Consider the following 25068-nt stretch of genomic DNA (forward strand, 5'->3'; position numbering starts at 1 on the left):
CCCGACACGGCCGGCTTTGGAGGCGCCGCACACCGTAGTGCACGCACTGGCTTCGGCAGCCATATGCCGAGAACGATGGAGGACATCATGTCACCCCGGCTCGACGCTCCGCATACCCACAGGGCGACGTCGACACCCCCTCCGGAACAGCTGAATCCCATCGAGCGGAGCGGCGATCCCCGTGACGCCCTCGCCGGACTCCCGGAGATCCCGCCGTACGACCAGGTCGGACCGGTCGACGCGCGGGCCCTGTCCAAGACCCTCTTCGAGCGACTGGAGTCGCTGGAGGAAGGCACGTACGAGTACTCGTACGTGCGCAACACCCTCGTCGAACTGAACCTCGCGCTGGTCAAGTTCGCGGCCTCCCGCTTCCGCTCCCGCAGCGAGCCCATGGAGGACATCGTCCAGGTCGGCACGATCGGCCTGATCAAGGCGATCGACCGCTTCGAGCTGAGCCGTGGTGTGGAGTTCCCCACCTTCGCGATGCCAACCATCGTGGGCGAGATCAAGCGGTTCTTCCGTGACACGTCCTGGTCCGTGCGCGTCCCGCGCCGGCTCCAGGAGCTGCGGATCGACCTGGCCAAGGCCGGCGACGAACTCGCCCAGCAGCTCGACCGCGCCCCCACCGTGGCAGAGCTGGCGGAGCGCCTCGGCATCGCCGGCGAGGAGGTCGTCGAGGGCATGGCCGCCTCGAACGCGTACACCGCCGCCTCGCTGGACGCCCAGCCGGAGGAGGACGACGCGGAGAGCGCCCTCGCCGACCGCATCGGCTACGAGGACCACGGACTCGAGGGCATCGAGTACGTCGAGTCGCTGAAGCCGCTGATCGCCGGACTCGCGCCCCGCGACCGGAAGATCCTCTCGCTGCGCTTCGTCGCCGGGATGACCCAGTCGGAGATCGGCGAGGAACTCGGCATCTCGCAGATGCACGTCTCGCGGCTGCTGTCGCGCACGCTGGTGCGGCTGCGCAAGGGCCTGACGCTGGAGGAGTGAGCGCGCCTCCCCGGTGGGGACCGGGGCCGGCCGGAGACCAGTGCGGTCCGCGCCCGGGTGAGCGGTCGGACGCCGCCACCCGGGCGCGGCCTTGCCGTGCGGAGCCGTACGCACGCGGGGTGCCACGTCGGGTGTCCTCATGGTGGAAACCCACTGGCCGGATTCCCCCCGGTGACTACGCTGTCCCCGTCCCATGACCAGCGGCGCTGCTGGGTCGGCCACGTCGTCCGCTCGTGAGGAACCCCATGCCCGGCTCCCCCGCCGTCCCGGCCCGCCTCGGCCGCCTCGGCCCGCTCATCGACGTTCCCGTGCTGCTGGTCGCCGCGGTGTGGGGGTCCAGTTACCTCGCCGCGAAGGGCGTCACCACCGCCGCCACCGTGCCGGCCGTGCTCGTGCTGCGGTTCGCCGTGGTGCTCCCGGTGCTGGTGGCCGTCGGCCGGCGGCGGCTGCGGGCGCTGAGCGGCGCGCAGTGGCGGGGGGCCGCTCTGCTCGGGCTGGTCCTCGCGGGGATCTTCCTGCTGGAGACGTACGGGGTGGTGCACACCTCGGCCACGAACGCGGGGCTGATCATCAGCCTGACCATGGTGTTCACGCCGCTCGCGGAGAGCCGGGTGCGCGGGGTGCGGTTGCCGGGTGCGTTCCTGGCGGCGGCGGGCGTGTCGGTGCTGGGGGTGGCGCTGCTGACGCAGGGCGCCGGGTTCACCGCTCCGTCCGGGGGCGATCTGCTGATGCTGGGGGCGGCGGTCGCCCGGACCGTGCACGTGCTGGCGATGGCGCGGATGGAGTCCGTGCGGGGAGCGGACGCGCTGTCCCTGACCACGGTCCAACTGGGCGGGGCGGTCGCCGTGTTCACGGTGCTGGTGACGATGCCGGGGACGGGCGCCTCGCCGTGGGCCGCCGCCGCCGGTTTCGACGCCGGGGACTGGGCCGGCCTGGTCTACCTCTCCGTGTTCTGCACGCTGTTCGCGTTCTTCGTGCAGATGTGGGCCGTCCGCCGTACGTCGCCGTCCCGGGTCAGCCTGCTGCTGGGGACCGAGCCGGTGTGGGCGGCGGCCGTGGGCATCGCGCTCGCCGGGGACCGGCCGGGGTGGCCGGGGTTCGCGGGCGCGGTGCTGGTCCTCGTCGGTACGGCGTGGGGGCGGTCGGTGGCGGACCGGGGGCGCACGGCGGCAGGCGAGGAGCGCGACACCGTGAGCGAGAGGCGCGGGGGCACGGGCGAGGGGCGCGACACCGTGAGCGAGCCCTCTCAGGCCACCCGCACGCCCCGTCGCCACACCTCCGAGACGAGCGGCACGCCGGGGCGGTAGGCCAGGTGGACGTGGCTCGGGGCGTCCAGGAGGACCAGGTCGGCGCGGGCGCCGGGGGACAGGCGGCCCACGTCCGTGCGGCGCAGGGCCGCGGCGCCGCCCGCCGTGGCCGCCCAGAGGGCCTCGTCGGGGGTCATCCGCATGTCGCGTACGGCGAGCGCGACGCAGAACGGGACCGAGGACGTGAAGGACGAGCCCGGGTTGCAGTCCGTGGAGAGGGCCACGGTGACGCCGGCGTCCAGCAGGCGGCGGGCGTCCGGCCACTCGGCCCGGGTGGAGAACTCGGCGCCGGGCAGCAGCGTGGCGACCGTCGCGCTGTTCGCGAGGGCGTCCACGTCGGCGTCGGTGAGGTGGGTGCAGTGGTCCGCGCTGGCCGCGTCCAGTTCGACAGCCAGCTGCACGCCGGGGCCGTGGGAGAGCTGGTTGGCGTGGACGCGGGGGTGCAGGCCCCTGGCCCTGCCGGCGGTGAGGATCGCGCGGGCCTGGTCGCCGTCGAAGGCGCCCTGCTCGCAGAAGACGTCGATCCAGCGGGCGTGCGGGGCGCAGGCGTCGAGCATCTCGCCGGTGACGAGGGCGACGTAGGCGGCGGGGTCGTCGGCGAAGTCCGGGGGGACGATGTGGGCGCCCAGGTAGGTGACCTCGTCGGTGTGGGCGGCGGCGATGCGCAGGGCGCGGGCCTCGTCGGCGACGGTCAGGCCGTAGCCGGACTTCGTCTCGAAGGTCGTCGTGCCCTGGCGCAGTGCCTCGGCGAGGTAGCGGGCGAGGTTGCGTTCGAGGTCGGCGTCGCTCGCCGCCCGCGTGGCCGCGACGGTCGTGCGGATGCCGCCCGCGCCGTACGGCCGCCCCGACATCCGGGCGTTGAACTCCTGGGTCCGGTCGCCCGCGAAGACGAGGTGGGAGTGGGAGTCGACGAAGCCGGGGACGACCGCCCGGCCGCCGGCGTCGACCCGGTTGTCAGTGGCGGGTGCTTTGCTTTGTCCACCGGTCCACACGACGCGGTCGCCCTCGATGACGACGGCCGCGTCCTGGATCAGTCCGAGGGGGGAGAAGTCACCCAGGGAGGGGTCGTTGGTGACCAGGACGGCGATGTTGGTGACGAGCGTGCTCGCGGTGCTCGCGGAGTGGGCGGGGCTGTCGGTCGTCGCGTTGCTCATGGCGTCCTTGCTGGCCTGGTCGGCGGTGGGGTCGGGTTCGGGGACGGGGACGGGCCGTGCGAAGGGGCGGCCCGCGGTCATCCGCGCAGGGCTGCGACGGCGTCCGCAAGGGCCTTCGGCACATCCGGTACGAGGCGGTGGACCCCGTCCCGTACGACGTGCCGGCCGGCCACGACCGTATGCGACACGTCCGCTGCCGACGCGGCGAATACCGCCGTCTCGGCCCCGAGCCGCGGAAGCGGCCCTGCCGTCCTGACCGAGTCGAGCGCGATCGTCGTGAAGTCGGCGGCCGCGCCGGTCCGCAGGGTGCCCGCGTCGTCCCGGCCGAGGGCCGCGTGACCGTCGGCGGAGGCGGCCCGCAGGAGGGCGGCGGCCGTCCAGTGCCCCCGGGTGCGGGTGCGCAGCCGCTCGTTCAGCTCCATCGCGCGGGCCTCTTCGAACAGGTCGATCACGGCGTGGCTGTCGGAGCCGAGGGAGAGCGGGGAGCCCGCCCGCTGGAGGGCGACGGCCGGGCCGATGCCGTCGGCGAGGTCCCGTTCCGTCGTCGGGCACATGCAGGTGCCGGTGCCGGAGCGGCCGAGGAGGGCGATGTCCTCGTCGGTGAGGTGCGTGTTGTGGACACCGGTGGTGCCCCGGCCGAGGACGCCGTGCTCGGCGAGGAGCTGCGTCGGGGTGCGGCCGTGGGCCTCGCGGCAGGCGTCGTTCTCGGCGGTCTGCTCGGACAGGTGGACGTGCAGGGGCGCCCCGCGCTCCCGCGCCCAGCGGGCCACGGTCGTCAACTGCCCGGCGGGCACGGCCCGTACGGAGTGGATCGCGGCCCCGATCCGTGCGTGATCCCGTTCCTTGAGAAGTGAACAGCGTTCGGCCCAGGCCTGCGCGTCGCCGTCGGAGAAGCGGAGCTGGTGGGCGGTGGGTGGCTGTCCGAAGCCGGCGGAGAGGTAGGCGGTGTCGAGGAGGGTGATGCGGATGCCGGCGTCGGCGGCGGCCTCGATCAGGGCCTCGCCCATCGCGTTGGGGTCGGCGTAGGGCGTGCCGCCGGGCGCGTGGTGCACGTAGTGGAACTCGCCGACGGCCGTGATGCCGGCCAGCGCCATCTCGGCGTACACCGCGCGGGCGAGCTGGTGGTAGGTCTCCGGGGTCAGCCGGTCGGCGACGGAGTACATGACCTCGCGCCAGGTCCAGAAGGTCCCGGACCCGACCTGGGCGGTGCCGCGCAGGGCGCGGTGGAAGGCGTGGCTGTGGGCGTTCGCCAGCCCGGGGAGGGTGAGGCCGCGCAGGATCTCGGCGCCGGGGGGCGGGGTGGCGACACCCGTGCGGACGGCGGTGATGCGGCCGTCCGCGCCCGCGGCGGAGCCGCCCGTCGACACCGTGAGGGCGACGCCCGGCTCGACGCGGGTGTCGAGCCAGGCGTGCTCCAGCCAGTACGTCCGTGTCCGCTGCGTGGGGGTCACGTGCAGGCCAGCCCTTCCAGTACGTCGGCGAGTGCGCGCACCCCGGCCACGCAGTCGTCCTCGGCCGCCGACTCGGCCGGGGAGTGCGAGACGCCCGTGGGGTTGCGCACGAACAGCATGGCGGTCGGGATGCTCCCGGAGAGGATCCCGGCGTCGTGTCCGGCGCCCGTGCCGAGGACGGGGACCTTGAGGTCGGTGTCCTTGCCGAGGAGCCGGACCAGTTCGTCGCGCAGCGCGTGGTCGAACTCGACGACGGGCGTGAAGGACTCGCGGACGACGTCCAGGTCGACGCCGTGCGTCCGCGCGTACGCGCGGGCCGCCTCCTCGACGCCGCCGACCACCCGGTCGAGGCTCTCCTGGTCGGCGGCGCGGGAGTCGAGCCAGCCGCGCACCAGGGAGGGGACGGCGTTGACGCCGTTCGGCTCGACGGAGATCTTGCCGAAGGTGGCGACGGCACCCGCGAGCCGGGCCTCACGGCGGGCGGCGAGCACGGTCTCGGCGTAAGGCAGCATCGGGTCGCGGCGGTCCGTCAGCCGGGTGGTGCCGGCGTGGTTGGCCTCGCCCCGGAAGTCGAACCGCCAGCGGCCGTGCGGCCAGATGGCGCTGGCGATGCCGACCCGGTCGCCGCTGAGGTCGAGGGCGCGGCCCTGCTCGACGTGGAGTTCGACGAACGCGCCGATCCGGGCGAGCCGCTCGGGATCCGGTCCGATGGCGCCGGGGTCGTACCCGGCGGCCTCCATGGCGCGCGGGAGGGTGATGCCCTCGCCGTCGGTCAGCCGGTGGGCCTGCTCGGCCGTGAGGTGTCCGGCGGTGAGCCGGGAGCCGACACAGGCGAGCCCGAAGCGGGCGCCCTCCTCGTCGCCGAAGTTGACGAGGGCGAGGGGCTTGGTGAAGCGCGCTCCCCTGCGGCGCAGTTCGTCGAGGGCGGCGAAGGCCGAGACGACGCCGAGGGGTCCGTCGAAGGCGCCGCCGTCGGGCACCGAGTCGAGATGGGACCCGGTGACGACGGCGTCCCCGGCGGCGGGGTCGCCGAGCCAGGCCCACTGGTTGCCGTTGCGGTCGACCTCGTGGACCAGCCCTCGTGCCTCGGCCTGCTCCTTGAACCAGGCCCGGCAGTCGGCGTCGGCGGCAGTCCAGGCGTAGCGGCGGTAGCCGCCGGAGTCCGGGTGCCGTCCGATCGGGCGCAGGTCACGCCACATCCGGTGGAAGGACTCCCCGACCGGCCCGTGCGGTGACGCCGGCCCGTGCGGTGACACGCCGTGGCCCGCGAGCGGCGCCCCGTCCGCCGCCCCAGGGCCCGGTTCCAGGCACGGGCCCGCGCCGGCGTCCTCGCGCGCGGCCGCGCCTCCGTCCACGCCCGCGCCCGCGCCCGTGCCCTGCGACGAGGCCTCGGTCCCGGCCGCGCGGTTGCCGCCCGGTTCGTCTCCTGTACGGGTCACGCGTCGTCGCCCTCGCGCATGGGCACCCGTACGCCCCGTTCGTCGGCGACCGCCTCGGCGGTGTCGTATCCGGCGTCGACGTGCCGGATGACGCCCATGCCGGGGTCGTTGGTCAGCACGCGCCGGATCTTCTCGCCGCCCAGCTTCGTGCCGTCGGCCACCGTCACCTGGCCGGCGTGCAGGGAGCGGCCCATGCCGACGCCACCGCCGTGGTGGATCGACACCCAGGAGGCACCCGAGGCCACGTTGACCATCGCGTTCAGCAGCGGCCAGTCGGCGATCGCGTCGGAGCCGTCGAGCATGGCCTCCGTCTCGCGGTAGGGCGAGGCGACGGAACCGCAGTCGAGGTGGTCCCGCCCGATGGCCAGCGGCGCGGCCAGCTCACCGGCGGCGACCATGTCGTTGAACCGCTCACCGGCCTTGTCGCGCTCGCCGTAGCCGAGCCAGCAGATGCGGGCGGGCAGGCCCTGGAAGTGGACGCGCTCGCCGGCCAGCCTGATCCAGCGGGCGAGGGACTCGTTCCGGGGGAAGAGGTCCAGCATCGCCTTGTCGGTCTTGGCGATGTCGGCGGGGTCGCCGGACAGGGCGGCCCAGCGGAAGGGGCCCTTGCCCTCGCAGAACAACGGGCGGATGTAGGCGGGGACGAAACCGGGGAAGGCGAACGCCCGCTCGTACCCGGCCAGTCGGGCCTCGCCGCGGATGGAGTTGCCGTAGTCGAAGACCTCGGCGCCGGCGTCCAGGAAGCCGACCATGGCCTCGACGTGCCGGGCCATCGACTCGCGGGCCCGGGTGGTGAAGCCGACCGGGTCCTTCGCGGCGGCGTCGGCCATGTCCTCGAAGGCGACGCCGGTGGGCAGGTAGGCAAGCGGGTCGTGGGCCGAGGTCTGGTCGGTGACGATGTCGATGGGGGCGCCCGTCGCGAGGAGCCGCGGGACCAGGTCGGCGGCGTTGCCGAGGACACCGATGGAGAGGGGCTTGCGCTGGTCGCGGGCTTCGACGGCCAGTCGGAGGGCGTGCTCCAGGCTGTCGGCCCTGACGTCCAGGTAGCGGTGCTCGATGCGGCGGTCGATGGCACGGGGGTCGCAGTCGACGCAGATCGCCACGCCGTCGTTCATGGTGACGGCGAGCGGCTGGGCGCCGCCCATGCCACCGAGGCCGGCGGTGAGGGTGATGGTCCCGGCGAGAGTCCCGCCGAACTTCTTGGCGGCGACGGCGGCGAAGGTCTCGTAGGTGCCCTGGAGGATGCCCTGGGTGCCGATGTAGATCCAGGAGCCGGCCGTCATCTGGCCGTACATGGTCAGCCCGAGCTGCTCGAGCCGGCGGAACTCCTCCCAGTTGGCCCAGTCGCCGACCAGGTTGGAGTTGGCGATGAGAACGCGCGGGGCCCATTCATGGGTCTGCATGACGCCGACCGGGCGGCCGGACTGGACGAGCATGGTCTCGTCCTGCTTCAGCGTGCGCAGGGTGCGCACCATCGCGTCGAAGGAACGCCAGTCGCGGGCCGCCTTGCCGGTGCCGCCGTAGACGACGAGCTTGTCGGGGTGCTCGGCGACCTCGGGGTCGAGGTTGTTCTGGAGCATCCGCAGCGCGGCCTCCTGCTGCCATCCCAGGGCACTCAGTTCCGTACCGCGCGGCGCTCGGACTGGGCGGGGTCCTGACATGGTCTGCCTCCTGGAGGGTGGGCGATCCCGACGGATTGTTGCAGTGTCCATTCACATCCTGACTTGATGAATAGGACTAGTCAATACGTGGGGGCGCGGCACGGGCGGCGAGCGAGGCGGCGACGGGGAGCAACAGGGAGCAGGCACGGCCGGGACAGGGGGCCTCGAAACGGAGGGGGCACTTCCGGACGGAGGGCACCCCGGACCGGACCGGACGCACGGTGGGGGAGCCGGCGCGGCGGGCGCCGACGGGGCCGCGGGCGAATCGCCCAGGGGCGGCAGCGCGTCGGCGAAGCCCCGGCCGCGGGCCGGCGATCAGGGATCGGGCACCCCGGCAACCGGGCACCCCCAGCAGTGGCCGGGGCGCGCGAACCGCCACCACACCACCCGGCCACACCCGTACCACCCGCCCTCCGCCCGCGCGCCCTTGACGCGCGCCCGGCGGCACGGTGTTGAACTGTGCGGAAAAACGAGGTCAGTCGACCCACCCTAGTCACCGCCGAGCATGTTCCGCTGGAAAATGCCAGAAGACTCACCCATGTCGCACACGTTGCGTAGCTTCTTCCTCACTCAGCCGAACCGCAGGCAGGAGGGGAGCCAACGGTGCCCGGAATCGACGAGTGTCTACTGGAGGCCATGCGGCTGCCCGGAGCCCGGGGAGCCGCGCTGGTCGACTGGACCAGCGGGCTGGCCCTCGGCACGGTCGGGGAGTTCCCGGGCGGTGACCACGAGGCCGCGGCCGCCGAGGCCGCGGAGGTCGCGCGGCTCACGGCGGAACAGCGGGCGTTCACGCCCGACGGCGCCGAGGAGCACGCCGACCCCCCGGTCGAGGACCTGATCATCAGCAACCGGGACAGCTACCACGTCCTGCGGTTCGTGCCCACGTCCTTCGACAGCAGCGTGTTCCTGCACGTGTGGCTGGCCCGGTCGGACGGCAATCTCGCGCTGGCCCGGATCCGGCTGAGCGAGATGGCCGGACGGCTGGTGCTGGGATGACCGTCGTGGAAACCACCCCGCCGCCCCGGCTGCCCATGCGGGACAGAGTGGCCGGCCGGCAGTACGCGAGCGGCGCGGTCTCGCCGATGCTGACCCGGCTGGCCGCCGAGCGCGCCACCGGCGTCCTGGAGCGCGAGCGCGGAGCGCTCTACCTGGCCGAGGGCCGGGTGGTGCACGCCGAGAGCCCCTTCGCCCCGGGCCTCGACGTGCTCCTCCTGACCCACGGCACACTGGAGCCCCGCGTCTGGTGGGAGGCGGTGGAGCGGGCCGACGAGGCGCGCGGCGTCGCCCGGCTGCTGCTCGACGCCGGCCTGATCGGGCGGAGCGCGCTGGAGCTGTGCCACCTGGGGGCGCTGTACGACGCCGCGTACTTCGCGCTCGCACCGAGCAGTTCCCCGGGCCGCTTCCGGTACGGAGCCGGCCACTGGTTCGGCGCGCTGCGGCCGGTCCCGGTCGACGCGGTGGAGCGGGAGACGCTGCGCCGCCGCGAGCTGCTGCACCGCCTGTGGCCCGATCCGCTGCCGGACAGCGCCCCGCTGCTGCGGGCCGACCCGGCCGCCGCACCGCCGCCGTCCGCCCGGCAGCGCGCGGTGCTCGCGCTGGTGGACGGTGTGCGCACGGCGTCGGACATCGCCGGGGAACTGGGCCGGCGGGCGTTCCCCACCCTCGTGGACGTCCGGCGGCTGGCGGCGGCGGGGCTGGTGACCGCGCAGTTCCCGCCCCCCGTCCCGCAACCGCCGCCGGCCCTCTCCCTGCCCCACGTCAACGACCCCGACATCACCTTGCTGAAGAGGCTCAGGGATGCGCTGGAGGCCCTTTGAACGGCAGCGACCGCGGGCCGAGAGGAGCGAGCTGATGGCGGCGGGACCCGAGATGCTCGCCGAGCTGCGGCGGCTGCGGGCGCGGGTGCCCCAGCTGACCGGGGCGCTCGTGGCCGGTGTGGACGGCCTCGTCCTCGCCCACGACACGCCCGGCGTGGAGGCGGAGGGGGTGGCCGCGCTCACCGCGACCGCCCTGGCCGTCGCCGTGCGGCTGGCGGACACCACCGGCCAGGGCGACTTCCGCGAGCTGCTCGTGCGCGGCGTGTACGGCTACGTGGCGACGTACGCGGCCGGGGAGAGCGCCGTGCTGACGGTGCTCGCGCAGGACCGCGTCAACGTCGGCCGGCTGCATCTGGAGAGCCGCCGGTCCGGCATCCGCGTCGGCGAACTCGTCGACGCCGCCGAGCGGGCGCGTGCCCCCGCCCCGGCCGTGCCGGCCGCCACCCGGGCCAGGAGCGTCCGCACCCCCCGCCCCACGACCACCGAGCCCCGTACCACCACCGAAAGTTGAGAGGAACCGAGGAACAGTCATGGCCAACACCGAAACCACACTCAAGGAATGTCTCGCCGCCATCGAGGGCGCCACCGGTGTCGCGCTCGTCGACTACACCAGCGGCATGGCCCTGGGCACACTGGGCGGCAGCAAGACCTTCGACCTGAACGTCGCCGCCGCGGGCAACACCGACGTGGTGCGCGCCAAGATGCGCACCATGGAGCACCTCGGGCTCAAGGCCCAGATCGAGGACATCCTGATCACGCTGTCCGACCAGTACCACCTGATCCGCCTGATCAGCGGGCGCGGCGGCAACGGCCTCTTCCTCTACCTGGTCCTGGACGGCAAGCGGGCCAACCTGGCGATGGCCCGCCACCAGCTGAAGCGGATCGAGGAGGACCTGGAGGTCTGACCGGCCGGTCCCCCTCCACAGGCCGCGGAACCCGCGCCGCACGCGGGGCACGAGCCGCCCGGACCACCCGGGCTACACGAGTGCCGCGGTGCGGCGGCGCGCTCCACCGGGGGCCGCGTCGCCCGCCGCGATACCCGTGCCGCGGTAGGACCCGACCGCCTTGCCGGCCGGCCGGCCGCCGCCCGCGGCGAGCCAGTCGACGCGCACCCACAGCAGTGCGTCCCCGGCCCGCTCCAGCCTCCCGAGCCAGGCGGCCTTGAGCCGCAGCCCCGTGCCGCACCCGGCGAGCAGCAGACCGCCCGCGGCCGGCACGGCGAACGCGCTGCCCAGCGCGGCGACGAGGGCGAGCAGCAGCCACCAGCGGTGACCGCGGCGCCAGTTGCGCACGGTCACTCCGCGGTCCTGGAGCACATCGTGCTTGCCCGCCCGGACGGCGGCGCGGGCGAGCGCGGTGTACCGCTTGCGCCGCGCCGACAGAACCACGGCCGCCGCCACGACGAACAGCGCGGCCCCCGCCATCACCCCGATCCGCCGTCCCGTGATCCCGGGCGGCAGTACGCCGACACCGGCCGCGAGCACTCCGCACCACCACAGGGGCGCGGCCCCGGCCCGTACGACGACGGCCACCCGAGCCAGTCCCTGACCTCCGCGTGCCATGTTCCGCCTCCTCGTCGCCCGGACGAATCACATCCCGTTCCGGTCGGGCAGATTAGCGGGCGAACGTGAGATGTCCATGAGAACCGCACGGGAAGGGGCGGGAGGTCCCGCGACGGGGCGGGACGGCGGGCTCACTCCACGAACAGGCCCCGCACCGCCGCCTTGGCGTCGAACTCCTCCAACCGGGCCTGGGCGTCCGGCAGGTCGTCGCACATGGCTTCCAGCAGCACGCGCCCGAGCAGCATCGGGGCGCACGCGGTGTCGAAGGCGAGGCCGGTGCCGACGGCTGCCGGCAACAGCAGGTCGGAGACCTTGGCGACCGGCGCGAACGCGGAGTCGGCGACCGTCACCACGGTCAGCCCGGCCTCCCTGGCGTAGGCGAGGGTGTCGACGACCTCGCGCGGATGACGGGGCAGCGCGAAGCACAGCAGCGCGGAGGCGCCCGCGCGTACCGCCGCGTCGAGGCGGTCGTGGACCATCGTGCCGCCCTCGTGCAGCAGCCGGACGTCGGGGTGGACCTTGGCGGCGAAGTAGGCGAACCCGTACGCCTGGGAGGCGGCGGCCCGCAGTCCGAGCACCGGCAGCGGCCGGGAGGCCGCGAGCAGCCTGCCCGCCTTCCGCACCGGCCGCGGGTCGGCGAGCGCCTCGGCGAGGTGCCGCAGGTTCTCGATCTCGGCCTCGACGGCCTGCTGGTACTCGTTGTACGACGCCGAGTCCGCGCTCTGTTCGACGGGCGCGACCTCCCGCAGGTGCCGGCGCAGGGCAGGGTAGCCGTCGAAGCCGAGGGCGACCGCGAAGCGGGTGACGGAGGGCTGGCTGACCCCGGCCAGTTCGGCCAGCTCGACGCTGGACAGGAACGGCACGTCGGCGGCGCGGCGCACCATGCTGTGCGCGATGCGCCGCTGGGTGGGCGTCAGCCGGTGCCCCTCGAAGAGGGTCTGGAGCCGGTTGGCGGGACTGTCTGCGGCCCCGGGGCCGGTGCCCTCCACCGCACCCGCGCCGGGCGGCTGCCCGTCCGCTCCCGTGTCCCTGTCCGCGCTCATGCCTCGTTCCCCTCCGGCCGTCCGCCCGCCGAGCTATTCACCGGCCAGTAACTCTGCATGACGTCATACAGCCGGGCAAGGCCGGCGGGGCGGCGCCGGTCACCGACGGGCGGCGGGCGGACCCCGTGCGGATGCCGGCGGCCGGTCCCGCCCGGATGCCGACGGGCCGACGGGCCGACCCGTCCGGGCCGTCCGGGCCGTCCGGGCCGTCCGGGCCGTCCGGGCCGTCCGGGCCGTCCGGGCCGTCGGCGGACCCCCGTACCAACACGGGGGCTAACCCCAGTGCCCGCACCGCGTCCGCTGCCTACCGTGGGTCCCATGACGGGACGGGAGACCACCATGGACGCGCGGGACACCGAGCTGAAGAAGGAACTCGACGCCGCTCTGCAGGCCCGCAGGGAGCTGGGCGAGGAGTACGAGTCCGCGCTGGTGGACTCGTTCCTGGAGAAGGTCGACCAGCGCATCGACGGCGCGGTCGAGCGCCGGGTCCGCCGGCAGTTCGCGGAGCAGCAGACGGTGTCGGCCCGGGGCGGCCGCTCGTCCGGGGCGACCGACTCCTGGGGCGAGCGCTTCGGCTTCGGGATCGTCTCGCTGGTGCTGGCGATCCCGCTGTCCGCGATCGGCGCGGGTGTGGCCCACCTGCCGGGCCTGATCGTGTCCTGGATCGGCATCGTCGGCATCAACGTCGTCCAGGCGGCCCGGATCAACCCGAACCTGTTCGGCCGGCGGCGCGGATCCGCGCAGAACGGCGACTGGGAGGGCTGACGGCTGGTGGTACGGGCGCGAATCCGGCACCCGGACACCGGCCGGGCACGTCCGACGGCCTCCGGGACGGCAGGGGCGCGCGGATCCGAGGGCGACGGGCGGCCGCACGGGGCGCCGGGAAGAGATTGTGCGCGGGGACCGCCGCACCCCCTTACGGGGGGCGGGACGACGGCGGTCCCCGCGAGGGACGCGGGCCAGGTCGGGCCAGGCCTACGCGTCCGTGGCGTCGGTGGAGGTCCGGGAGCCGCTCCGGAGGTCCGTGACGCCGTTCTGTTGCCGGTGGGGCGGGGAGCCGCTCCCACCCCCTGCCGACACCCACGAATATGCCGGACGCGTGTTAAGCGTGTGCTGCGCGGACGTGACGCCCTCGTACCACTTCCGCGAAGTCCGCTTTGAAGTCCACCTTTTCGGTGGACAAACGGAAGTCCGACGCCGCCGGGGGCGGTTCACCGCAGGTTTCCCCGCTGTTCCGCCCCCGCACGTCGGAAGCTACTTCCCGCCCCTGGCGAGGAAGGCCAGCAGGTCCTGCCGGCTGACGACACCGGTCGGCTTGCCCTCGACGAGCACGATCGCCGCGTCCGCCGTACCCAGGACGGACATCAGGTCGCCGACCGGCTCGCCGGAGCCGACCTGCGGCAGCGGGGCGGACATGTGCTTCTCCAGTGGGTCCTCCAGCGAGGCCCGCTGGCTGAACAGGGCGTCCAGCAGCTCGCGCTCGACGACGGAGCCGACCACCTCGGCGGCCATCACGTCGGGGTGACCGGCGCCCGGCTTGACGACCGGCATCTGCGAGACGCCGTACTCGCGCAGCACCTCGATGGCCTGGCCGACGGTCTCCTCCGGGTGCATGTGGACGAGGGAGGGCATGGCACCGTGCTGCTTGTCGTTGAGGACGTCGGCGACGCGGGCGCTGGGGCCCTCGTCCTCCAGGAAGCCGTAGTCGGCCATCCACTCGTCGTTGAAGATCTTGCTGAGGTAGCCGCGGCCGCTGTCGGGCAGCAGCACGACGACGACGTCGTCCGGCCCGAGCCGCTCGGCGACCCGCAGGGCGGCCACGACGGCCATGCCGCAGGAGCCGCCGACGAGCAGCCCCTCCTCCTTCGCCAGCCGCCGGGTCATCTGGAAGGAGTCCTTGTCGGACACGGCGACGATCTCGTCGGCGACGGTCCGGTCGTAGGCGGTCGGCCAGAAGTCCTCACCGACGCCCTCGACGAGGTACGGCCGTCCGGAGCCGCCCGAGTACACGGAGCCCTCGGGGTCGGCGCCGACGACCTGGACGCGGCCGTCGCTGGCGTCCTTGAGGTAGCGGCCGGTCCCGGAGATGGTGCCGCCCGTGCCCACACCCGCGACGAAGTGGGTGATCCGCCCCTCCGTCTGCTCCCACAGCTCGGGGCCGGTCGAGTGGTAGTGGGAGAGCGGGTTGTTGGGGTTGGAGTACTGGTCGGGCTTCCACGCGCCGGGCGTCTCACGGACCAGCCGGTCGGAGACGTTGTAGTAGGAGTCCGGGTGCTCGGGGTCCACGGCGGTCGGGCAGACGACGACCTCGGCGCCGTACGCCCGCAGCACGTTGATCTTGTCGGTGCTCACCTTGTCGGGGCACACGAAGATGCACTTGTACCCCTTCTGCTGCGCCACGATGGCCAGGCCGACACCGGTGTTTCCGCTGGTCGGCTCGACGATCGTGCCGCCGGGCCCGAGCGCGCCGCTCTCCTCCGCCGCCTCGATCATGCGCAGGGCGATGCGGTCCTTCACGGAACCGCCGGGGTTGAAGTACTCCACCTTGGCCAGGACGGTCGCCCGGATGCCCTTGGTCACGCTGTTGAGCTTCACCAGCGGGGTGTTGCCGACGAGGCTGATCATCGAGTCGTGGAATTGCACCGTTGTCTCCGGTTGCTTGCAAAACAGTGGTCGTAGTGGTCACGCCAGCCTACGACCCCGCCCGTGACGTTCACTCCCCGTGGAGATTGGCCGACGGTCCGTACGGGGCAAGGAGTGGGTGTACGGACACGAGGAGGTGGCGGCGCGGCATGACGAGCATGTCCAGGGCAAGGGTGGCCCGGCGCATCGCGGCCGGAGCGGCCTACGGCGGCGGCGGGATCGGGCTGGCCGGCGCGGCGGCCGTCGGCCTGGTGCTGGCCGAGATGCGGCTGGCCCGGCGCCAGGTCGGCAACGGCACACACCCGCACGTCCCCCGGGCGGACGGCCGCTACGGCCGCGCCTACGACACCCCCGGGCCCGGCGTGGAGCCCCTGCACCTGACGCTGCTGGGCGACTCCACGGCGGCGGGGCAGGGGGTGCGCCGGGCCGGGCAGACGCCGGGGGCGTTGCTGGCCTCCGGGCTCGCCGCGGTCGCCGAGCGGCCCGTGGAACTGCGGAACGTGGCGCTGCCCGGCGCCCGCTCCGACGACCTCGACCGTCAGGTGTCACTCGTCCTGGGCGACCCCGGCCCGGTGCCCGACGTCTGCGTCATCATGATCGGCGCGAACGACGTCACCGCGCGCATGCCCCCGACCCGCTCGGTACGCCATCTCTCTGCGGCGGTACGGCGGCTGCGCACGGCCGGCACGGAGGTGGTCGTCGGCACCTGTCCCGACCTGGGCACCATCGAGCCGGTCGGGCAGCCCCTGCGGTGGCTCGCCAGACGGGCCTCCCGCCAGCTGGCGGCCGCCCAGACGATCGGCGTGGTCGAGCAGGGCGGCCGCACGGTGTCGCTGGGCGACCTGCTGGGTCCCGAGTTCGAGGCGAATCCGGGCGAGCTGTTCGGCCCCGACCACTACCACCCCTCTGCGGAGGGCTACGCCACGGCGGCGATGGCGGTCCTGCCGACGGTCTGCGCGGCACTGGGGCTGTGGCCGGCGGAGGAGGAGCGTCCCGACGTCTCCCGCCGCGAGGGCTTCCTCCCGGTGGCCCGGGCGGCGGCCGAGGCGGCGGAGGAGGCGGGCACCGAGGTCGCGGCGGCCATGCCGACGGGCCCGAGGGGCCCGTGGGCCCTGCTCAAGCGGCGGCGCCGCCGCCGCGTCCCGGAGCCGGAGCCGTCCCGGGTGTCGCCGTGAGAGGGAGGGGCGGAGGGTGCGAAGGGACCGGAGGGAGGGACACCGAAAAAGCAAGCGCTTAGAAAACTGCGGCCAGGGTCACACCGCCACACCCGTGACCTGGCCCATACGTACGGGTAACTTCCAGTCACGTCCCGTCCGGGAGAACCACCCCGTACGCCCGCCCGCCGCCCCTCGACGAGGCGCCGCGCGCCGCCCCCTTCCTCTCTGGAGCCGTGATGCCCGAAGCCGTCATCGTCTCGACCGCCCGCTCCCCCATCGGCCGCGCTTTCAAGGGCTCCCTGAAGGACCTGCGCCCGGACGACCTCACCGCCACCATCATCCAGGCCGCCCTCGCCAAGGTCCCCGAGCTGGACCCGAGGGACATCGACGACCTGATGCTCGGCTGCGGCCTCCCCGGCGGCGAGCAGGGCAACAACCTCGGCCGCGTCGTCGCCGTTCAGATGGGCATGGACCACCTGCCCGGCTGCACGGTCACCCGCTACTGCTCCTCGTCCCTCCAGACGAGCCGCATGGCCCTGCACGCCATCAAGGCCGGCGAGGGCGACGTCTTCATCTCGGCCGGCGTCGAGACGGTCTCCCGGTTCGTGAAGGGCAACTCCGACAGCCTGCCCGACACGCGCAACCCGTTCTTCGCGGAGGCGGAGGCCCGCACCGCGGCCGTCGCCGAGCAGGAGGGCACCACCTGGCACGACCCGCGCGAGGACGGCCTGGTCCCGGACGCCTACATCGCGATGGGCCAGACCGCCGAGAACCTGGCCCGCCTCAAGGGCGTCACCCGCCAGGACATGGACGAGTTCGGCGTCCGCTCGCAGAACCTCGCCGAGGAAGCCCTCAAGAACGGCTTCTGGGAGCGGGAGATCACCCCGGTGACCACCCCCGACGGCACGGTGGTCAGCAAGGACGACGGCCCGCGCGCCGGCGTCACGATGGAGGGCGTGGCGGGCCTGAAGCCGGTCTTCCGCCCCGACGGCATGGTCACCGCCGCCAACTGCTGCCCCCTGAACGACGGCGCCGCGGCGCTCGTCATCATGAGCGACACCAAGGCCCGTGAGCTGGGCCTGACCCCGCTCGCACGGATCGTGTCCACCGGCGTCTCCGGCCTCTCTCCCGAGATCATGGGCCTCGGCCCGGTGGAGGCGAGCAAGCAGGCCCTGCGCCGGGCCGGCCTCACCATCGACGACATCGACCTGGTCGAGATCAACGAGGCGTTCGCCGCCCAGGTGATCCCCTCCTACCGCGACCTCGGCATCCCGCTGGAGAAGCTGAACGTCAACGGCGGCGCGATCGCCGTGGGCCACCCCTTCGGCATGACCGGCGCCCGCATCACCGGCACGCTCATCAACTCCCTCCAGTTCCACGACAAGCAGTTCGGTCTGGAGACGATGTGCGTCGGCGGCGGCCAGGGCATGGCGATGGTCGTCGAGCGCCTCAGCTGAGTCGCGCGGCGGCCCCGGCGGCCACCTCTCGGTAGCCGCCCGGGCACCCGTCGTGAGCGGATGGCCCGGAGTCCGGAAAGCACCTGGATTCCGGGCCGTTTTGTGATCCAATCTCCCCCAGGATGTGACCTATCTCCCTCCCCGGAGGGATTTACGCAGCTCAGAGTCGTTTCACCACCTGGGGCCGGGTCCAATTCCCTGCCCGTTTCGTGACGTTACGCACTGACAGCTGGACAGTCCGCCCTTCAAGCTGATGTAGGAAGTCGGGGGTCGACTTTGAACCGGGAGTACGTCAGTGAGCGCCATGCCGATCGCCTTGCTGGTCACCACGGCCGCCACGGGCGCCGTGGGCGTCGCCGTCCTGCGCACCCTGCTGCAGCTGCGCCGTCAGGTCGCGGCCCTGCACACGCAGCTCGCGGAGAGCGCCGGGAGTGTCGCCGGGACGCGCGGTTTCGTTCCGGCCGCCCGCACCACGGCCGACACGGAGGAGATACGCGCGGCGGTGGCCGAGGCCCTCGCGGAGGAGCGGGAGCGGGAGCTGGCCGAGGCGCGCGCCTTCTGGGCCGCCCAGGAGGCCCGTGACGCTTCCGACGCGCCCTCCCTGCTGGGTCTGCCCGACAGCGAGCTGTTCCTGCCCCGGCAGGCCGATTTCGTGGGCCTGGAGCCGCTCGAGCCGGTGACCGAGCCGCCCGCCGACGCCGACGAGTTCGCCGGCGACTCCCCCGAACTGGCCGCGGCCCGCCGCCGTCACCCCTCCCACCCGGACTTCGTGCCGGTCCAGTCACCCCTCGCGAACGACCACGAGCGCACGGTGACCGCGCTGGAGGAACTCGCCGCCGCCCGCGTCGAACTGACCGATGTGCGGCCGGGTCCGCTCGGCACCCTCGACGTCTACGTCTTCGCCGACGGCACCACCCTGTGCATGACCCCGGGTCACCGGGAGACCGCGGACCGCCTCGCGCGGGCCCTGACGGCCGGCGAGACGCCGTACCTGCTGGGCGGCTCGGGCATCTCGGGCGCGTACGCCCTGACCTTCGCCTGCGGCGAGGAGAGCGTCTACATCCTGGCGGACCGGGTCATAGCCAGCCTCTGAGGCGCCGCCGGCGGCCCGGAGCCCGTCCCCCCTCAGACCCCGCCCTCAGACCCCCGCCCGCTTCTGCGCCTCCTCCACCAGCCGTACGGCCTCGTCGACCTGGCCCTCGTCCGTGAGGACGAGGGCCAGGTCGTGCACGGCGACGGTGATCTGGTCGGCCGCGGCGAACATCCCGGCGTCGGGCATCTCCCGGGGCTGCGCTCCCGGCGCCTCGGCGAGCTGGGCCCGCCGGGCGAACTCCCTGGCCAGCCCCAGCGCTTCGGCCGCGCCGCCCCGCTGGAGCCGGCTCTGCGGTGCCGCCCGCAACCGGTCGGCGAAGTGATCCACGGCCTGCGTCAGACGCTTCGTATCCACCACGTCGTGAGCGTACGCGCCGTACCGGGACTGTTGCCAACGGGCGAACGCTCAGGCACGGTGACCTGAAGGACCGGCTCACATCCCCTTTGCGTCCGGAGGCGCCGATGTCCCACGTCCTCTCCGAGGAGACCCACCGCAACATGCTCGCCCGCATCCCCCACTGCACCGGTCGTGAAGTCGCCGACTGGCTCCGCACCGTGGAGGACGGCCCCTCCCTCTTCCGTTTCGAGGAGAAGGTGAGCTGGCTCCGCCACGAGTACGACCTCGCGTACGGCCACGCGAAGGCGATCGTCCACGAGTACGACCTGAGGAGGGCCGCGCGCAAGTTCCGGTAGCGCGCCCGCACCGCATCCCCCATGTCGCCCACGACGAAGGGCCCCGGGGTGACCCGGGGCCCTTCGTGACGTCGGCGCGTCGCCGCCGAGACGGCTCGCGTCAGTCGCTGCTGTTGAGGATCGACAGGAGTCGCAGGAACTCCATGTAGATCCACACCAGGGTCAGCGTGAGGCCGAAGGCGGCGAACCAGGCCTCCTCGCGCGGGGCGCCGTAGGCGATGCCGTCCTCGACCTGCTTGAAGTCCAGGGCGAGGAAGCAGGCACCGAGGATGATGCCGATGACACCGAAGACGATGCCGAGGGCGCCGCTGCGGAAGCCGAGGCCGTCACCGCCGCCGAAGACGCTGAACAGCAGGTTCACCGCCATCAGCAGGACGAAGCCGAGGGCCGCCGCCATCACGAAGCCGTAGAAGCGGCGGTTGACGCGGATCCAGCCCGCCTTGTACGCCACGAGCACGCCGGCGAAGACCGCCATCGTGCCGAGCACGGCCTGGGCGACGACGCCGTCCGCGATGTACGTGGACACCGCGCTGGAGATCACGCCGAGGAAGACGCCCTCGAGGGCGGCGTACGACAGGATCAGCGCGGGCGACGGGCGGCGCTTGAAGGACTGCACGAGCGCCAGCACCATCGCGACCAGACCGGCCCCGACGCCGATGGCGTAGGACTTGCCGAGGTTGGCCTCGTCGACGGGCAGCAGCAGCCAGGACAGGACCGCGGTGACGACCACGGTGCCGAGCGTGGTCGCGGTGCGCGCGACGACGTCGTCCATGGTCATGACGCCGCCGGTGGTGACCGGGGCCTGCGGTGCGCCGTACTGGACGTCCTGCTGGGCGTAAGGGTTCTGCGCGTAGGGGTTGCCGGCCGGCTGGGCGGCGGGGCCACCCTGCGCGTACGGGTTGCCCTGCTGCGTGCCGACAGCGGGACCCCCGGCCTGCGGCGCGGCGTTGAAGCCCGCGTAGCCGTTGTCGCGGCTGAACCCCCGTCGCGAGAAGACCGGGTTTCTGCTCCTCATTTCACTCCTCCATGGCCACACAGCGCGGCCTTGGCTCAAGAGTAATAGGTAGGCAAAGGAATGACCCTACTGCTTGGGGAGGATCTTTCCCTTGCCGTCTTGGGCAACACGCTATGTCGATCTCTGATTCCCCGCGATGGAGTACCTCATTCCTGACCGGTCCGGGACCGACTCGGTACCGGACCGGGACCGGCCCGGTACCGGACGGCGACAGCCCGCCGGCGCCGCTTCTACGTCACTCGCGTCACTCGCGTCACTCGAACGGGAACCCCGTGTAGGCCTCCGCCAGGTCGGTCCCGGCGGCCCGGGAGGAGGCGATGCGGTCCAGGCGGGCGAGCTGGAGGCGTTCCTCGAAGGGGGTGGTGTCGGGGGCGCGGTGCAGGAGGGTGGTCATGTCGTACGAGAACCGCTCGGCCTGCCAGACGCGGCGCAGGCAGGTCCGCGAGTAGGCCTCCAGCAGCTGCGCCGACCCCGTCTCCCGCTCGTGGACGAGGGCGCGGGCGAAGGTGACGACGTCGCCGACGGCCAGGTTCAGGCCCTTGGCGCCGGTGGGCGGCACGATGTGGGCCGCGTCGCCGGCGAGGAAGAGGCGGCCGTGCCGCATGGGCTCGTGGACGTAGGACCGCATGGGGGTGACCGACTTCTGGGTGATCGGGCCGCGCTCCAGCCTCCAGTCGTCGTCCGTCTCGAAGCGGCGCTCCAGCTCGGCCCAGATCTTCTCGTCGCTCCAGGCATCGGCGTCCGTGCCCTCGGGCACCTGGAGGTAGAGACGGGACACGGACGGGGAACGCATGGACAGCAGGGCGAAGCCGCGGTCGTGGCGGGCGTAGACCAGTTCGTCGTGCGAGGGCGGCACGTCGGCGAGGACGCCGAGCCAGCCGAAGGGGTACGTGCGCTCGAAGACGCGGGTCAGCTCGGCGGGCACGGCCGCACGGGAGACCCCCCAGAAGCCGTCGCACCCGACGACGTAGTCGCACTCCAGGACGTCCTCGCGCCCGTCGTGCCGGAACCGCACGCGCGGGTGGTCGGTGTCGGCCCCCTCGACGGCGAGCGCCTCCGCCTCGAACAGCAGCGGGCCGCCCTCCTTCAGCTGGAGGGCGATGAGGTCCTTGCACACCTCGGTCTGGGCGTAGACCGTGACGGACCGGCCGCCGGTGAGGGCGGGGAAGTCGACGCGATGGCGCTTGCGGTCGTACCGCAGCTCGATCCCGTCGTGGCGCAGCCCCTCGCGGTCGAGGCGCTCCCCGGCCCCGGCCGCGCGCAGGACGTCCACCGTGCCCTGCTCCAGGATCCCGGCGCGCTGGCGCTGCTCGACGTAGGCCCGGTCGCGGCCCTCCAGGACGACGGAGTCGATCCCGGCGTCGTGCAGCAGCCGGGCGAGGAGGAGGCCGGCGGGGCCGGCGCCGATGATGCCGACGGTGGTGCGCATCGGGCGTTCCCTTCAGACGGGCGTCATTGCCACGGTGTCCTGTGCCTGACGCCTCACGACACCACGACACCACGACACGATGTTCGTGTGGTGAAGTTTTCTTCACTCTTGCCGGACGTGAGTCTGCGCGCGTGTGCCCCGGGTGTCAACGGTGGCAGCACCTCCCCGTACGCGAAGGTCGCATGCCCCCGTGATGGACACCCGCCCCGGGCCTGCCGGGGCCGAGGAACGACCCACGATCCGCGCCCTGCCCACCGTCTTCGTGCCGAACCACCGACGATCCCCGTCGCACGAGAGGAAGCGGCCGGTCCTCGCCGTCTCCGTGACGGCCTCGAACCGGTCGGGAAGCCGGATGACCGAACGAACGCGCGTCCTGCAAGACCGCCCGCCCGCTACGGTCGTTCGGAGTCGTGGACCGCGGCGAGCTTGCGCGCCGGGTCGGCACCGGCCGACAGGCTGTCGGCGGCCGTCCCGTACACGTGGACCTTGACCACGCCCCCGGCCCGCTCGGCGAGCGTGGGGATCGGCGTCAGCCCGCGGCCGTGCTCGATGGCGTCAGCGGTGACGCGCTCGGTCTTCGTGTCGAACCATCGCTGGTCCTTGTCCCAGGGCAGGAATCGGCCGGTGCCGGCGTTCTCGACGACCGCCTCGAAAGGGTCGCGCAGCGGGTCGTCCCGGTGGGCGGGGCCAAGGGTGGGTACGTACGGCACGGGCATCACGGGCTCAAGCAGGTCCCAGGAGAAGCGCATGCCGCGCACGCTACTCACCCTTTCGTCAATGCCGCAGGCCCCGGCTCGTGTTGCCACCGGGGCCTGCGTTCACCACACGATCAGTCGCCCACCGCCAGTGCAGACTCCAAGGCAGGGAGGGTGGCCGCCCCGGCCGGAGGGAGGCCGTTGACATCCGCGACCGGGGCGGGGTCCGTGGTGACGGGACGGTGCGTCAAGAACGCGTGGCCAGGCCGCCGAGGACGGCGGTGGCGACCGTGGGGAGCATCAGGACGTGGACGACCTGGGCACGGTGGCTGCTGTATATCGGGATACCGGGCGCGGGCGCCTCCGCCATGGCGGGCACCCGCAAGTCGGCACAGACCCGCTTCCCCCACCTGAGCGGGTCCGTGCCCCACTGCTGCGAGACGGCCTCCACGAGGGCCAAGTCGCGGCCGTGGCCCTCCTCGTCGGCGGCGAAGGTCTTCGTCGGCGGGGTGTGGCTGAAGTCGACGACCGCGATGCTCACCTGGTCGTCGTGGAGACTCCGCAGCGTCACACTGAACACCCCGGCCCGCGCGTGCAGAACGGCGTTGGCGGCGAGTTCGGAGACGACCAGCTCGGCTGTGTCGGCCAACCCGTCGGGCGGCTCCCGTTCCTCCAGAACCGCCGCCACGAACTGGCGTGCGTCGCGTACCGAGGCTCCTTTCCGCTGGAACACCTCGGTCGCCACCGGCCTGCCGTCCTCAGCGATTCGCATTCTGCCCGGTGCACGGCGGCCCGCCGACACCTCAGCCGCGCCGGTCATTGGGACCGTCCGGCCGGAACCGGAAGCCGGGCCCGCCCGCTCCGCATACGAGTCGTGGGGCTACCGCACGGTCGGCGTCTCGCACCCGTGGGACGGGGCACCGCTGTACGCGTGCATGGTCCCACGGGTGCGCAACCTGCGCCGACCGCCCTACGGACCGCGCCCTCGCTGCTCGACGGACGCAGGAGTACTCAGGCGTTGAAGCCCTATGGCGCTCGGCGGCTCGGTCACCTCGGCACCGATACAACCGAGGGCTTTCACCCATCCAGGGCCTCTGTCGGCAGCCCTTGACCACTTCTGTGGACAACGGCATCCGAGAACTCGGCTTTGCCACTGGCCACTCACGGTGGCTGGGGTGGTGCCCGGAACCGGACTTGAACCGGTACGCCCGCGAGGGGCAGCGAGGTTTAAGCTCGCCGTGTCTGCATTCCACCATCCGGGCAGGCCATGGGCTCCGCGTCGCGGATGGAGCCTATCGGGAGGCCTCAAGCCAACAGGGGCCGGGCGACCCGATGTTGTCTTATTTTATTGACTTCTGAGTGTGCATCAGACCGCGAACTCGCCATCCGCACGTGCCAGTAGCCTCATGCGCGCCGTCGGCGGGTGTGGACGGAATGACGGAATTTCACCGTCCGAACGAGGGTGCTCCACCTGTTCTTGACGGACGGCCCCTCAGGGGCGCGTGTCATCCCCTGGTATGACACGGCGGCCCGGGCTCCCTCGCAGGTCTGCCCCCGAGACCGGAGCAGCGGGTGACTCCAGGGCGCCGGGCGGCCGAGACGATGGTGCGGATCCCGAAACGCACCACTCCGTCGTCCCCACAGGAGCTCCGCCGTGACCACCATGCCCCTCGCCGACCGGTCCACCGCCGTGGCCGCACGCGCCACGGACCTGTCCAAGACCTACGGACAGGGCGAGACCCGGGTGGTCGCCCTGGACCGGGTCTCCGTCGACTTCCGGCAGGCCGAGTTCACCGCGATCATGGGCCCCTCCGGCTCAGGCAAGTCCACGCTGATGCACTGCGTGGCCGGGCTGGACACCTTCTCCTCCGGCTCCGTGCGCATCGGCGACACCGAACTCGGCTCCCTGAAGGACAAGCAGCTCACCAAGTTGCGCCGGGACAAGATCGGGTTCATCTTCCAGGCGTTCAACCTGCTGCCCACCCTGAACGCCCTGGAGAACATCACCCTCCCGATGGACATCGCCGGCCGCAGGCCGGACAAGGAGTGGCTGGACAAGGTCATCCGCATGGTCGGGCTCACCGACCGGCTGCGCCACCGCCCCTCACAGCTCTCCGGCGGCCAGCAGCAGCGCGTCGCCGTCGCCCGTGCTCTGGCCTCCCGGCCGGACATCGTCTTCGGCGACGAACCGACCGGGAACCTCGACTCCCGTTCGGGCGCCGAAGTGCTCGGCTTCCTGCGCAACTCCGTGCGCGAGCTGGGCCAGACGGTCGTCATGGTGACCCACGACCCGGTGGCCGCGGCGTACGCGGACCGGGTGGTGTTCCTCGCGGACGGCCGGATCGTCGACGAGATGCACGGCCCCACCGCCGAGTCCGTGCTCGACCGCATGAAGCGGTTCGACGCCAAGGGCCGCACCAGCTGAATTCCGGTCGGGTCCGGCAACACCGAAGGACCGAC

The 25068-nt window shown here is 72.9% G+C and carries 24 protein-coding genes and 1 tRNA gene; 12 read left to right on the forward strand and 13 right to left on the reverse strand.

Features of this window, described 5'->3' with window-relative positions; translation table 11 throughout:
• Positions 1 to 75 precede the first annotated feature (75 nt).
• The gene (locus ACGFQC_RS21680) at positions 76 to 993 is read left to right on the forward strand and encodes an RNA polymerase sigma factor SigF (protein ID WP_363086522.1); all 918 of its coding nucleotides are present in this window, start codon (positions 76 to 78) and stop codon (positions 991 to 993) included.
• A 245-nt stretch (positions 994 to 1238) separates the two neighbouring features.
• Positions 1239 to 2300: a DMT family transporter gene (locus tag ACGFQC_RS21685; RefSeq protein WP_363086523.1), complete on the forward strand. Its 1062-nt coding sequence runs from the start codon at positions 1239 to 1241 to the stop codon at positions 2298 to 2300.
• On the opposite strand, the gene hutI is transcribed toward ACGFQC_RS21685, so the two are convergent.
• From hutI to hutU, 4 genes are all read right to left on the reverse strand, one after another.
• Positions 2240 to 3535 carry an imidazolonepropionase gene (gene hutI, locus ACGFQC_RS21690; protein WP_363086524.1) on the reverse strand — a complete coding sequence of 432 codons (1296 nt, stop codon included), beginning with the start codon at positions 3533 to 3535 and terminating at the stop codon, positions 2240 to 2242. The two genes, ACGFQC_RS21685 and hutI, sit on opposite strands and share 61 nt — an antisense overlap.
• Complete coding sequence (locus ACGFQC_RS21695) at positions 3532 to 4905, reverse strand: formimidoylglutamate deiminase (protein ID WP_363086525.1); 1374 nt, start codon at positions 4903 to 4905, stop codon at positions 3532 to 3534. The genes hutI and ACGFQC_RS21695 overlap by 4 nt, the downstream gene beginning before the upstream one ends.
• The gene (locus ACGFQC_RS21700) at positions 4902 to 6104 is read right to left on the reverse strand and encodes an allantoate amidohydrolase (protein WP_363086915.1); all 1203 of its coding nucleotides are present in this window, start codon (positions 6102 to 6104) and stop codon (positions 4902 to 4904) included. The genes ACGFQC_RS21695 and ACGFQC_RS21700 overlap by 4 nt, the downstream gene beginning before the upstream one ends.
• 236 nt (positions 6105 to 6340) lie before the next feature.
• Positions 6341 to 8005, reverse strand: coding sequence for a urocanate hydratase (gene hutU / locus ACGFQC_RS21705; RefSeq protein WP_363086526.1), 1665 nt, complete (start codon positions 8003 to 8005; stop codon positions 6341 to 6343).
• Between the two features lie 603 nt (positions 8006 to 8608).
• Here hutU and ACGFQC_RS21710 point away from each other — a divergent pair.
• The 4 genes from ACGFQC_RS21710 to ACGFQC_RS21725 are packed head-to-tail and all read left to right on the forward strand — an operon-like array spanning position 8609 to position 10727.
• Entirely contained in the window at positions 8609 to 9001 is a 393-nt protein-coding gene (locus tag ACGFQC_RS21710; protein WP_363086527.1) for a hypothetical protein, read from the forward strand.
• Complete coding sequence (locus ACGFQC_RS21715; protein WP_363086528.1) at positions 8998 to 9822, forward strand: transcriptional regulator; 825 nt, start codon at positions 8998 to 9000, stop codon at positions 9820 to 9822. Before ACGFQC_RS21710 ends, ACGFQC_RS21715 begins: the two co-directional genes overlap by 4 nt.
• Positions 9823 to 9856: 34 nt before the next feature.
• The gene (locus ACGFQC_RS21720; RefSeq protein WP_363086529.1) at positions 9857 to 10333 is read left to right on the forward strand and encodes a roadblock/LC7 domain-containing protein; all 477 of its coding nucleotides are present in this window, start codon (positions 9857 to 9859) and stop codon (positions 10331 to 10333) included.
• Between the two features lie 19 nt (positions 10334 to 10352).
• Positions 10353 to 10727 (forward strand): hypothetical protein, encoded by a 375-nt coding sequence (locus ACGFQC_RS21725; protein ID WP_363086530.1) that lies wholly within the window; start codon positions 10353 to 10355, stop codon positions 10725 to 10727.
• A gap of 72 nt (positions 10728 to 10799) precedes the next feature.
• Here the strand turns inward: ACGFQC_RS21725 and ACGFQC_RS21730 are convergent, their stop codons facing one another.
• Both ACGFQC_RS21730 and ACGFQC_RS21735 read right to left on the reverse strand, forming a co-directional pair.
• A complete protein-coding gene (locus ACGFQC_RS21730) occupies positions 10800 to 11384 on the reverse strand; it encodes a hypothetical protein (protein ID WP_363086531.1) in 585 nt (194 codons plus the stop codon).
• A 131-nt stretch (positions 11385 to 11515) separates the two neighbouring features.
• Positions 11516 to 12427, reverse strand: a complete 912-nt coding sequence (locus ACGFQC_RS21735) for a MurR/RpiR family transcriptional regulator (protein ID WP_363086532.1) — start codon at positions 12425 to 12427, stop codon at positions 11516 to 11518.
• A gap of 339 nt (positions 12428 to 12766) precedes the next feature.
• Between ACGFQC_RS21735 and ACGFQC_RS21740 the strand changes: the two genes are divergently transcribed.
• The gene (locus ACGFQC_RS21740; RefSeq protein WP_393288578.1) at positions 12767 to 13192 is read left to right on the forward strand and encodes a hypothetical protein; all 426 of its coding nucleotides are present in this window, start codon (positions 12767 to 12769) and stop codon (positions 13190 to 13192) included.
• Between the two features lie 489 nt (positions 13193 to 13681).
• Here the strand turns inward: ACGFQC_RS21740 and ACGFQC_RS21745 are convergent, their stop codons facing one another.
• Positions 13682 to 15070: a cystathionine beta-synthase gene (locus ACGFQC_RS21745; RefSeq protein WP_363086534.1), complete on the reverse strand. Its 1389-nt coding sequence runs from the start codon at positions 15068 to 15070 to the stop codon at positions 13682 to 13684.
• Positions 15071 to 15219: 149 nt separating this feature from the next.
• Here ACGFQC_RS21745 and ACGFQC_RS21750 point away from each other — a divergent pair, with 149 nt between their 5' ends.
• From ACGFQC_RS21750 to ACGFQC_RS21760, 3 genes are all read left to right on the forward strand, one after another.
• Positions 15220 to 16245 (forward strand): SGNH/GDSL hydrolase family protein, encoded by a 1026-nt coding sequence (locus tag ACGFQC_RS21750; RefSeq protein WP_363086535.1) that lies wholly within the window; start codon positions 15220 to 15222, stop codon positions 16243 to 16245.
• Between the two features lie 218 nt (positions 16246 to 16463).
• Entirely contained in the window at positions 16464 to 17684 is a 1221-nt protein-coding gene (locus tag ACGFQC_RS21755; RefSeq protein WP_363086536.1) for an acetyl-CoA C-acetyltransferase, read from the forward strand.
• Between the two features lie 295 nt (positions 17685 to 17979).
• On the forward strand, positions 17980 to 18777 hold the full coding sequence (locus ACGFQC_RS21760) for a hypothetical protein (protein ID WP_363086537.1): 798 nt from the start codon (positions 17980 to 17982) through the stop codon (positions 18775 to 18777).
• Positions 18778 to 18822: 45 nt separating this feature from the next.
• On the opposite strand, the gene ACGFQC_RS21765 is transcribed toward ACGFQC_RS21760, so the two are convergent.
• The gene (locus ACGFQC_RS21765) at positions 18823 to 19134 is read right to left on the reverse strand and encodes a hypothetical protein (protein ID WP_363086538.1); all 312 of its coding nucleotides are present in this window, start codon (positions 19132 to 19134) and stop codon (positions 18823 to 18825) included.
• 104 nt (positions 19135 to 19238) lie between these two features.
• Between ACGFQC_RS21765 and ACGFQC_RS21770 the strand changes: the two genes are divergently transcribed.
• A complete protein-coding gene (locus ACGFQC_RS21770; protein ID WP_363086539.1) occupies positions 19239 to 19469 on the forward strand; it encodes a DUF4287 domain-containing protein in 231 nt (76 codons plus the stop codon).
• A gap of 100 nt (positions 19470 to 19569) precedes the next feature.
• Here ACGFQC_RS21770 and ACGFQC_RS21775 read toward each other — a convergent pair whose 3' ends face one another.
• The 5 genes from ACGFQC_RS21775 to ACGFQC_RS21795 form a co-directional block, all read right to left on the reverse strand.
• Positions 19570 to 20484 carry a Bax inhibitor-1/YccA family protein gene (locus tag ACGFQC_RS21775; protein WP_363086540.1) on the reverse strand — a complete coding sequence of 305 codons (915 nt, stop codon included), beginning with the start codon at positions 20482 to 20484 and terminating at the stop codon, positions 19570 to 19572.
• A 253-nt stretch (positions 20485 to 20737) separates the two neighbouring features.
• Positions 20738 to 21913, reverse strand: a complete 1176-nt coding sequence (locus ACGFQC_RS21780) for a 4-hydroxybenzoate 3-monooxygenase (protein ID WP_363086541.1) — start codon at positions 21911 to 21913, stop codon at positions 20738 to 20740.
• 392 nt (positions 21914 to 22305) lie between these two features.
• The gene (locus ACGFQC_RS21785; RefSeq protein WP_363086542.1) at positions 22306 to 22662 is read right to left on the reverse strand and encodes a hypothetical protein; all 357 of its coding nucleotides are present in this window, start codon (positions 22660 to 22662) and stop codon (positions 22306 to 22308) included.
• Between the two features lie 193 nt (positions 22663 to 22855).
• Positions 22856 to 23380, reverse strand: coding sequence for an ATP-binding protein (locus tag ACGFQC_RS21790; protein WP_363086543.1), 525 nt, complete (start codon positions 23378 to 23380; stop codon positions 22856 to 22858).
• A gap of 404 nt (positions 23381 to 23784) precedes the next feature.
• Positions 23785 to 23870, reverse strand: a tRNA-Leu gene (locus ACGFQC_RS21795).
• A 392-nt stretch (positions 23871 to 24262) separates the two neighbouring features.
• Between ACGFQC_RS21795 and ACGFQC_RS21800 the strand changes: the two genes are divergently transcribed.
• Positions 24263 to 25033, forward strand: coding sequence for an ABC transporter ATP-binding protein (locus tag ACGFQC_RS21800; RefSeq protein WP_363086544.1), 771 nt, complete (start codon positions 24263 to 24265; stop codon positions 25031 to 25033).
• Positions 25034 to 25068 lie beyond the last annotated feature (35 nt).

Origin of the sequence: Streptomyces sp. NPDC048734, from assembly GCF_043198675.1 — a bacterium.
In the GTDB taxonomy this organism is placed as follows: Bacteria; Actinomycetota; Actinomycetes; order Streptomycetales; family Streptomycetaceae; genus Streptomyces.